7 protein-coding genes and 1 tRNA gene are annotated in these 8,048 nt (G+C 72.4%); 1 reads left to right on the top strand and 7 read right to left on the bottom strand.

Features of this window, described 5'->3' with window-relative positions:
* Positions 1 to 175 precede the first annotated feature (175 nt).
* The 7 genes from ABZS97_RS42710 to ABZS97_RS42680 all read right to left on the bottom strand — a co-directional run bounded on the left by ABZS97_RS42710 (position 176) and on the right by ABZS97_RS42680 (position 7,743).
* Positions 176 to 829 (bottom strand): response regulator transcription factor, encoded by a 654-nt coding sequence (locus ABZS97_RS42710; RefSeq protein WP_356148915.1) that lies wholly within the window; start codon positions 827 to 829, stop codon positions 176 to 178.
* Entirely contained in the window at positions 814 to 2,043 is a 1,230-nt protein-coding gene (locus ABZS97_RS42705) for a sensor histidine kinase (protein WP_356148912.1), read from the bottom strand. Before ABZS97_RS42705 ends, ABZS97_RS42710 begins: the two co-directional genes overlap by 16 nt.
* A 71-nt stretch (positions 2,044 to 2,114) precedes the next feature.
* Positions 2,115 to 3,770, bottom strand: coding sequence for an AMP-binding protein (locus tag ABZS97_RS42700; RefSeq protein ID WP_356148909.1), 1,656 nt, complete (start codon positions 3,768 to 3,770; stop codon positions 2,115 to 2,117).
* Between the two features lie 40 nt (positions 3,771 to 3,810).
* Entirely contained in the window at positions 3,811 to 4,275 is a 465-nt protein-coding gene (locus tag ABZS97_RS42695; protein ID WP_356148906.1) for a DUF3592 domain-containing protein, read from the bottom strand.
* Between the two features lie 103 nt (positions 4,276 to 4,378).
* Positions 4,379 to 5,008 carry a lytic polysaccharide monooxygenase gene (locus ABZS97_RS42690; protein ID WP_356148903.1) on the bottom strand — a complete coding sequence of 210 codons (630 nt, stop codon included), beginning with the start codon at positions 5,006 to 5,008 and terminating at the stop codon, positions 4,379 to 4,381.
* Positions 5,009 to 5,153: 145 nt separating this feature from the next.
* Positions 5,154 to 6,293, bottom strand: coding sequence for an SPFH domain-containing protein (locus ABZS97_RS42685; protein ID WP_356148900.1), 1,140 nt, complete (start codon positions 6,291 to 6,293; stop codon positions 5,154 to 5,156).
* Between the two features lie 115 nt (positions 6,294 to 6,408).
* The gene (locus tag ABZS97_RS42680; RefSeq protein ID WP_356148897.1) at positions 6,409 to 7,743 is read right to left on the bottom strand and encodes a peptidoglycan-binding protein; all 1,335 of its coding nucleotides are present in this window, start codon (positions 7,741 to 7,743) and stop codon (positions 6,409 to 6,411) included.
* A 196-nt stretch (positions 7,744 to 7,939) separates the two neighbouring features.
* On the opposite strand from ABZS97_RS42680, the gene ABZS97_RS42675 reads away from it, so the two are divergent.
* A tRNA-Lys gene (locus tag ABZS97_RS42675) sits at positions 7,940 to 8,013 on the top strand.
* Positions 8,014 to 8,048: the final 35 nt, after the last annotated feature.

Genomic DNA, 8,048 nt, shown 5'->3' with positions numbered 1-8,048 from the left:
TAGAGCAGCTGACTCTTAATCAGCGGGTCCGGGGTTCGAGTCCCTGGCGGCGCACGCTAGCGATAGCGAGGCATGTTCGCAGAAAGCGCGAACTGCCTCGCTATCGTCATTTCTGCGCGGCTTCGCCGCGCGTTGTGGGGGCTTCGCCACCCACACCCCCTCGCCCCGCGGGCCCTCAGCCCCGCAGATAGGCCAGCACCGCCAGCACCCTGCGATGCGTGTCCTCCGCCGGAGGCAGGTTCAGCTTTCCCAGGATGTTGCCGATGTGCTTGCCGACGGCTGCCTCGGTGACCACCAGCTCGCGGGCGATCGCGCCGTTCGACTTCCCCTCCGCCACCAGGCCCAGCACCTCCCGCTCGCGCGGAGTGAGCGCCGCCAGCGGATCGCGGCGGCGGCGCAGCAGCTGCCGTACGACCTCGGGGTCCACGACCGTGCCGCCCGCGGCCACCCGCTCCACGGCCTCCGCGAACTGCTCGACCTGCCCGATCCGATCCTTGAGCAGATAGCCGACACCGGTGCCGTCCCCGGTGTCGAGCAGCTCGGCGGCGTAGGCGCGCTGGACGTACTGGCTCAGGACGAGCACGGGCAGGGACGGGTTCTTCTCGCGCAGGGTGAGGGCCGCACGCAGACCCTCGTCCTGGAAGCCGGGCGGCATGCGTACGTCGGTGACGACGAGGTCGGGTGCGTACGCCGACACGGACTCGCGCAGCGCCGACGCGTCCCCGACCGCGGCGACCACCTCGTGCCCGAAGCGGGCCAGCAGTCCGACGAGTCCCTCGCGCAGCAGCACGCCGTCCTCGGCGAGGACCACTCTCAACGCACGGGACACGGAATCTCCAGTCGCAGGACGGTCGGCCCCCCGGCCGGGCTGTCGACCGTCAGTGTCCCATCGAGGACCGCGAGCCGGTCGGCCAGTCCGGTGAGCCCGGACCCGCCGGACGGGTCGGCCCCGCCGACACCGTCGTCCCGCACCTCGATCCCCAACCGGCCCTCCGCGTACCGCCCGGTGACCCACGCGCGCCGCGCCCCGCTGTGCCGTCCCACGTTGGCGAGCGCCTCCCGCACCGCGAAGTACGCGGCGGACTCGACGGATTCGGCGCACCGCGGCAGGTCGACGTCCAGCTCCACGGGTACGGCCGAACGGTCGGCGGCGTCGGCGAGAGCGTCCCCGAGGCCGTAGTCGACGAGGACCTGGGGGTGGATGCCATGGATCAACTCGCGCAGTTCGACGAGGACTTGGTCCGCCTCCTTGTGGGCGGTGGCGAGCTGTTCGGCCAGTGCGGGCGGCGCGTCGAGGCGAGCGAGGCCCAGCGTCATGCCCAGCGCCACGAGCCGCTGCTGCGCCCCGTCGTGCAGGTCCCGTTCGATCCGCCGCCGCTCGGCCTCGAACGCGGCGACGAGCCGGGCCCGGGACCTCGTCACCTCGTCCAGCCGCTGCCCGTCCTCGCGCTGCGCCAGCAGCAGCCGGGCGAGGGCCGCGCGGGCACGGCCGTAGAGGGCGAGCGGCCACAGGAGTACGAGCAGGAGAGCGGCCCCGGCGACCGCGCACAGCACCGCCTGCGGGTAGGTGTCGATCAGCCACAGCTTGGCGATACGGGTGTCGCCGCCGGACACCGCGAGCTGGACCGGCGCCCCGAGCATCGCGCCGGGGACGCCGATCGCGACGGTGAGCACGAGCAGGTCCAAGGGCCACAGGACGAACGCGAGCAGGACGGTGTACGCCAACTCGCGCCAGGTGGCGGGCTCGGTGAACCGGAGCCTGGCCCAGGCGGCGAGGCCCGGCTCGTGAGGGGCGCGGTGGGGGCCGGGCACGGGTTGCCCGGGGTCGGCGAGCCGCAGCCGCCGGCGCTCCAGGACGCCGACGGGTACGCCGGACAGGGCCAGCACGCCGAGCAGGGGCAGTCCGACGAGCAGCGGCGTCAGTGCGGCTCCGACGACGGCGAGCACCAGCAGCCCGAGGAGCAGCGGGACGCCGACCAGGACGCCGCTGACGAGATATCCCACGTGGCGCACGTGTCGTACGCATCCCACCGGACGGATCATGCGCTCACGGTAGGCCGCGCCCGGCGGTGCGGACCATACACGCAGGGGGCGTTGCGAGGGTAGGGCCCGCCCTACCTCGTCAGCAGTTCCTCGCGGCCCCGGTCCCGGTACTGGCCGAGCAGTCCGGTCACGTCCGCCTCCCCCAGCGGACGGTAGGCGGCCTCCCCCGGCGGGCGCCACCACACCGGGTCCGGGCAGCGGAAGGTCTCGCGGCGCAGCGCCACCCGGTGGATCTTGTTGGTGGCGGTGACGGGCATGCGCTCCACGATCCGTACGAAGCGGGGGGCCATCTTGGTGCCCAGGTCGGGCTGGCCCAGCAGGAATTCGGCGAAGGAGAGGGGGTCGAAGGTGCCGGACCGCAGGGCCAGCGCGGCCATCACCTGGTCACCCGCCACCGGGTCGGGTACGGCGTAGACGGCGACGGCGGCCGCGTCGTCGTAGCGGGCGAGGATGTTCTCGATCATCGCGGCGGCGAGGTTCTCGCTGTCGACGCGCAGCCGGTCGTCGGTGCGGCCCGCGAAGTAGAGGAATCCGGCGCTGTCGCGGTAGAAGAGGTCACCGGTCCAGTACCAGCCGTCGCGGCGGCGGGCGGCGTCCGCGGCCGGGTTGCGCCAGTAGCCCTCGAAGGGGTTGGCGCCGCGGTTCACCAACTCCCCTATCGCATCCGACCCGTTGAGCAGTCGACCGTCGTCGGCGAAGGCGGCCGGCGGGCATTCGGCGCGGGTGTCCGGGTCGACCACCGCGAGGTCGTCGCGGGGTGCGGCCCGGCCGATCGCCCCGGGCGGGGTGTCGGGCGTGTGCTGGACCGCGGCGCCGCCCTCCGAGGAGCCGTAGCCCTCGACGAGCCGTACGCCGAAGCGGCGCTCGAAGGCGGCCGCGTCCACCGCGCCCGCCTCCGTGCCGAAGCCCAGCCTCAGCGGGTTGTCGCGGTCGTCGGGGCGGGCGGGCGTGGCCAGGATGTACTGCACGGCCCGGCCGACGTAGGTGAAGTAGGTGGCCCCGCAGGCGCGTACGTCGGCGAGGAAGCCCGAGGCGGAGAAGCGGCGGCGCAGCGCGATGCCCGCGCCGGCCGCGAGCGCGGGCGCCCAGTCGGCGATCACCGCGTTGCCGTGGAACATCGGCATGCAGATGTAGTGCGTGTCCTCCCGTCGTACGCCGAAGTGATCGACGAGGGACTGTCCGGCGGCGGCCAGGCGGCCCTGGGTGCAGATCGCCGCCTTGGGCGCGCCGGTCGAACCGGAGGTGAAGTAGAGGAGAAGGCGGTCGGCCGGGGTCGCGGAGGACCCGTCCGGTTTCGCGCCCCGGTACGGAGCGAGCAGGTCGGTGTAGGCGTCCGTGTCGCTCACCAGGACGTGTACGCCGGGCAGTTCGAGGCCGTCGAGAAGGGGCAGGTGGGCCCGCTCGGTGACCAGGACGCGGCACTCGGTGTGCAGGATGTCGCGGGCCAGCTCGGGGCCCCGCCGGGTCGGGTTGATCCCGGCGACGGCGGCGCCCGCGAGGGCGGCCGCGCTCAACCAGAGGGGGTATTCAGGGGTGTTGTCGAGCAGGACGCCGATGTGCGGCTCCGCGCCGGGCGGCACCAGGTCGGCCAGCAGCGCCGCCCGGGCCGCGGCGCCCGCCGCGACCTGATGGTGGGTCAGGATCTGCCCCTCGCACCACAGCCCGGGACGATGGTCGCCCCACCGCTCCCGCACGAGCTCCGCGACGGTCTGCCTCTGGGATCCCATGAGGGCGCACGGTAGTTGACGTACCGTCAGATGTGGAGGGCTACGGCAGCAAGCCGCCCGACTCCGCGAACATCCCGTGGACCGCGACCATGAACCCGACGCAGAACACGACGATCACGCAGGCGATCACGAGAAAGCACCCGGTGCCCGCCCAGAGCTTCCCGGCGCCGGGGGCGTGCGCCGTGGCCTGCTCGGGGCGCTCGGCGACGTAGTACGCGGTGACGGTGTCGCCCTCCAGGATCGTCCCCGGCCCGTTCGTCTCCTCGAAGCGGACGGTGCGCCCCTCGCGGGTCGCGAACTCGTAGACGTGGTGCAGCGTCGTGCTCACGGAGGTGTCGCCGCCGCCTCCGCTGGTCGTCGTGTACGTCCGCAGACAGCGCGCCGGGGCCGTGAGCCCGCTGTTCCAGGCGCTCCTGATGCGCTGGGCGCGCAAAAGCAGTCTGCCCGCGCCGAAGAGCACTCCGGCGATCATGAGGATGGGCACGAGGTAGAAGAACAGTTCCATGGCGGTCCCCCGGCGGTTCGTACAGCTCCACGCACGCCGCCCCGGTCAAGGCGGCGTGCGTGGAACGTACCTGCTCAGAAGGACGCAGCGCCTCAAGAGAGGCTCAGAAGGTGACGTCCGCGCAGGAGTAGAACGCGTTCGCCGTGTCCGCGATCGTCCACACCCCGAGGATGATGTGGTGTCCGCTCAGCCCCGAGGGCAGGGTGCCCGTGTGGGTGAGCGTGGACGGCGGGCGCTGACCGCCGTACGGGACGGTCAGGAACGGGGTGGTGTTCAGGTCCGCCCTGGTCAGCGCGTGGTTCTGGTTCCAGCCGGACTTGGTGACGTAGTACTTGAAGTCGGTCGTGGCGTGCATGGCGGTGAACTGCCAGCGGAAGGTGTAGCTCTGACCGCCGGTCACTCCGGTCGTCGGCCAAGCCGTGCCCGCGGGGGTCCTGGGCTGGTCGAGCCGGCTGAAGTTGGTGTGGTTCGCGGAACAGATCCGGCCGTCGCCCGGGCCGGCCGCCGGGAAGCCCTTCGGGCCCTCGACGCTCTGGGGCTCCCACTGGATGTCGCCGCAGTTGGCGACGGAGCCCCCGCTCGCGGCGCACATCTTCTGCCGGCTGAGGGGCTGGTCGGTGTAGCCGTGGGCACTGGCGCCGCCGGTGGAGAGCACGAAGGCTCCCGTGGTGGCGAGCCCGACCACGGCTGCGTAGAACTTGGTCCTTCTGTGTGTACCGGTCTTTTTGCGCATGCTGCCGCTCCTGGAGAACGTGGGGAGTTCCGTGAGCCGTGCGAGCGCATCGCGATGCGTGGAACCGACGCTTCAGGTCTAGACCAAGTCCCAGATTATTACCGCGAGTTGACGGTGTCCATATCAAAAGACATGTCCGTACCCATCACGGCGATGCGTCTCCCCGTCCCGCGCAGAACGCCACCGTCAGGTCCTTCACCAGTGCCTTGCGCTCGTAGTCGTCGAGCTCGACGAGGCCGCGCATGGTCAGCCGGGTCACCGTGTCCTCGACGGAGTCGACGACCGAGGTGAGCGCGGTGGCGCGGTTCTGGGCGTCCAGCGCGGCGATGCGGCGCCGGTGCATGACGGCGGCCACCTCGGGGGCGTACTCGATCCGGACCGGCTGCACCGAGAACACCTCGACGCCCACCGGAGCCGTGTCCTCCGCCACCAGCCGGGTCAGCACGTCACCGACGGCCGAGCGCGAGACCGCGGCACCGCCCTTGGCGGCAGGCCCCTCCACCGCCGCCCGGGACAGCGCCGCCTCCACGCACTCGCGCAGATACGACTCGTGGTCCTCGATGCCGAGCGTGGCCCGCGCCGTGTCCTTGACCCGCCACACCACGAGCACGACCACGCGCAGCGCGACCCCGTTCGCGTCGACCGCGGACAGCGGCTCGCTGCGCCAGTGCCGCAGCCGTACGTCGACGCGGCGGCGCAGCACCAGCGGGTTGACCCACAGAAGGCCGGTGCGCCGGACCGTGCCGCGGTAGCGGCCGAAGAGGCCGAGCACCCAGGCCCGCCCGGTCCGGCCCCGGGCGAGACCGCCGAAGCCGAACAGTCCGAGCGCCCCCGCCCCGGCGTACGCGGCCCACTGCGCCGGTCCGAACCCGGCCCCCGCCGACCAGGGCAGCCCGAGTGCGTCGAGCGCCGGTGGCGGCACCGCGCCGGCCCACCACGAGGTGAGTGCACATCCGGCCACCCCACAGGCCCCGGCCAGCACTCCCACCCCGCCGGGCAGCACCCGTGCGGGGCGTTCGACCAGCTCCGGGTCGACCTCCGGGGCCGGGCGGGCCGGGACGGGGACGGGGGGCCGCCGGGGGACGCGCGGCTGCTCGCCGGTGCCGCGGCGGCGGCCCACGACGGCGGGCGCGAGCGGCACCGAGACCGGCTCGGGGTCGTCACGGAAGAGCAGATGGACGGGGATCTCGGTGGTCGCCTCGTTGTGGATGAGCCGGGCGGAGCGCGCTCCGCCGGCCTCCGGTGCCCCTTCGGACTCCGGGCTGTGTGAAGTCGTCGTACTCATACGTGCCTCCAGCCTCCGCGCCAGATGCGTCATTGATCGAGTGACGGGAAAAGCCGTTCCCTCGGGAGGGTCCGATCGGGTGCGAGGGTCCGACCGGGTACGGGGTTGCGATCCGCTACGAGAACAGCCGCCGCCAGGTCTCCGGCCCGGGGTAGCCGTCCGCGGCGCCGCCGCGCCAGCCCTGGGAGCGCTGGAACGCCTCGACGTTGCGCCGGTCCGCCTCGCCCCAGCGCGGCCCCGGGCCCGTCGTGTAGTGAGTACCGAACCCTTTCTTGACCAGTTGCTTTCCGAGCCGGGTGACAAAGGCGTTGTCGGCGCCCGGCCGGAACATCCCGCGCCCCGGATAGCCGGGCACGCCGTGCGAGGAGGTACTGGGTGACCCCTTCGGGCCGGGGCTCCCGGGCGCCGCGGGGGGCGCGATGTCCCTTCCCTTCTTCGCCAACAGCAACGCCCAGGTCTGTGCTCCCGGCAGCCCGTCCGCGTCCGCTCCGGTCCACCCCTGCGCCTGCTGGAAGGCCTGGGTGGCCCGCCGGTCGGCGTCGCCCCAGCGGGGTCCCGGGCCCTGCGTGTAGAAGCGGCCGCCGCCCCGCTCGACGAGGAGCCGGCCCAGCTGGGTGACGTACGCGTTGCTCGCGCCGGGCCCGAAGTAGACCGCCCCGGGGAAGCGGGTGGCCGTCGGCGTACCCGAGGGGGCCGGGCCGCCCGCACCCTCGGCGAGCCCCTTGTAGCGGTACGCCAGATAGCGGTCGGAGTTGCTCCAGTACGCGTACGGAGTGGCCTGCCGGCGGGCGTGCGGGCGGGTCTCCTCGTAGGCGGCGTAATACGTGTGTGTGTAGTCCGTCCAGCCGCCGAAAATGACGACGTGCGAGCCTTTCTCGGGGTCCGCCGGATTGTGGAAGAGAAGAATGTCGCCGGGCTGGAGCTGGTCCCGGGAAATCCGCTCGCCGAACGTGTCGAGGCTGCCGGTCCATTCGTTGCCGGGCAGGTTCCAGGCCATGGAGACAAAACCCGAGCAGTCCTGCCGGTACCCGTCGGACCAGTAGGCGTACATGCTGTAGGGCACCTGGGCGGTGACCCATGTCTTTGCCCGGTTGATGATCTCCGCCCGGGTGGTCGCGGGCGCCTTGACCGGTGCCGCGGGCTTTGCGGGCGCCGCCGGCTTCCCGACCGGCCCGTGCAGCGGAGCCTTGCTGCCCTGTGGGGTACCGGGCTCGTCACCTGCGGGGATGCCCGGGTGGGCGGGTCCGTGGGCGGCGGCGACCGCCGGCATCGACTGGCCCGCGCCGAGCACGGTGCCCGCCGCCGCGGCCAGCACCAGGGCCTTGCGGGCCGCCGGATGGCCGAGGGAGCCGGACAGTGGGGAATGCGGCATGACACGCCGCCAGTGAACACATCCGGGGCATTCGCAGTCGCTCGCGGGATCGAATTCCTCGAATACCGGAGCCGCCATGCGATTCCCCTCACACTCCAGGTGGAAATATCCGCGCTTCTGCACAGTCGTCAGTTTCTCAACTGTCATCCGGTGTCGCATGTTGACGGTCCGAATGATGTACGGCGCCGCCCGCGACCGCGTCCGGACCGGGGTCCCGGCCGGCCCCGCGGTCGGGAGCACCCGTTCCGGTCGGGTAGAGTTCTCGAGTCAGCGCGCGCCGCTAGCTCAGTTGGTTAGAGCAGCTGACTCTTAATCAGCGGGTCCGGGGTTCGAGTCCCTGGCGGCGCACCGACCGAAGAGGCCCCTCGCAGCAGCGAGGGGCC

Source organism: Streptomyces sp. NPDC005485, from assembly GCF_040606085.1.
GTDB lineage: Bacteria > Actinomycetota > Actinomycetes > Streptomycetales > Streptomycetaceae > Streptomyces.
This window is presented reverse-complemented; position numbering and strand designations above follow the sequence as displayed.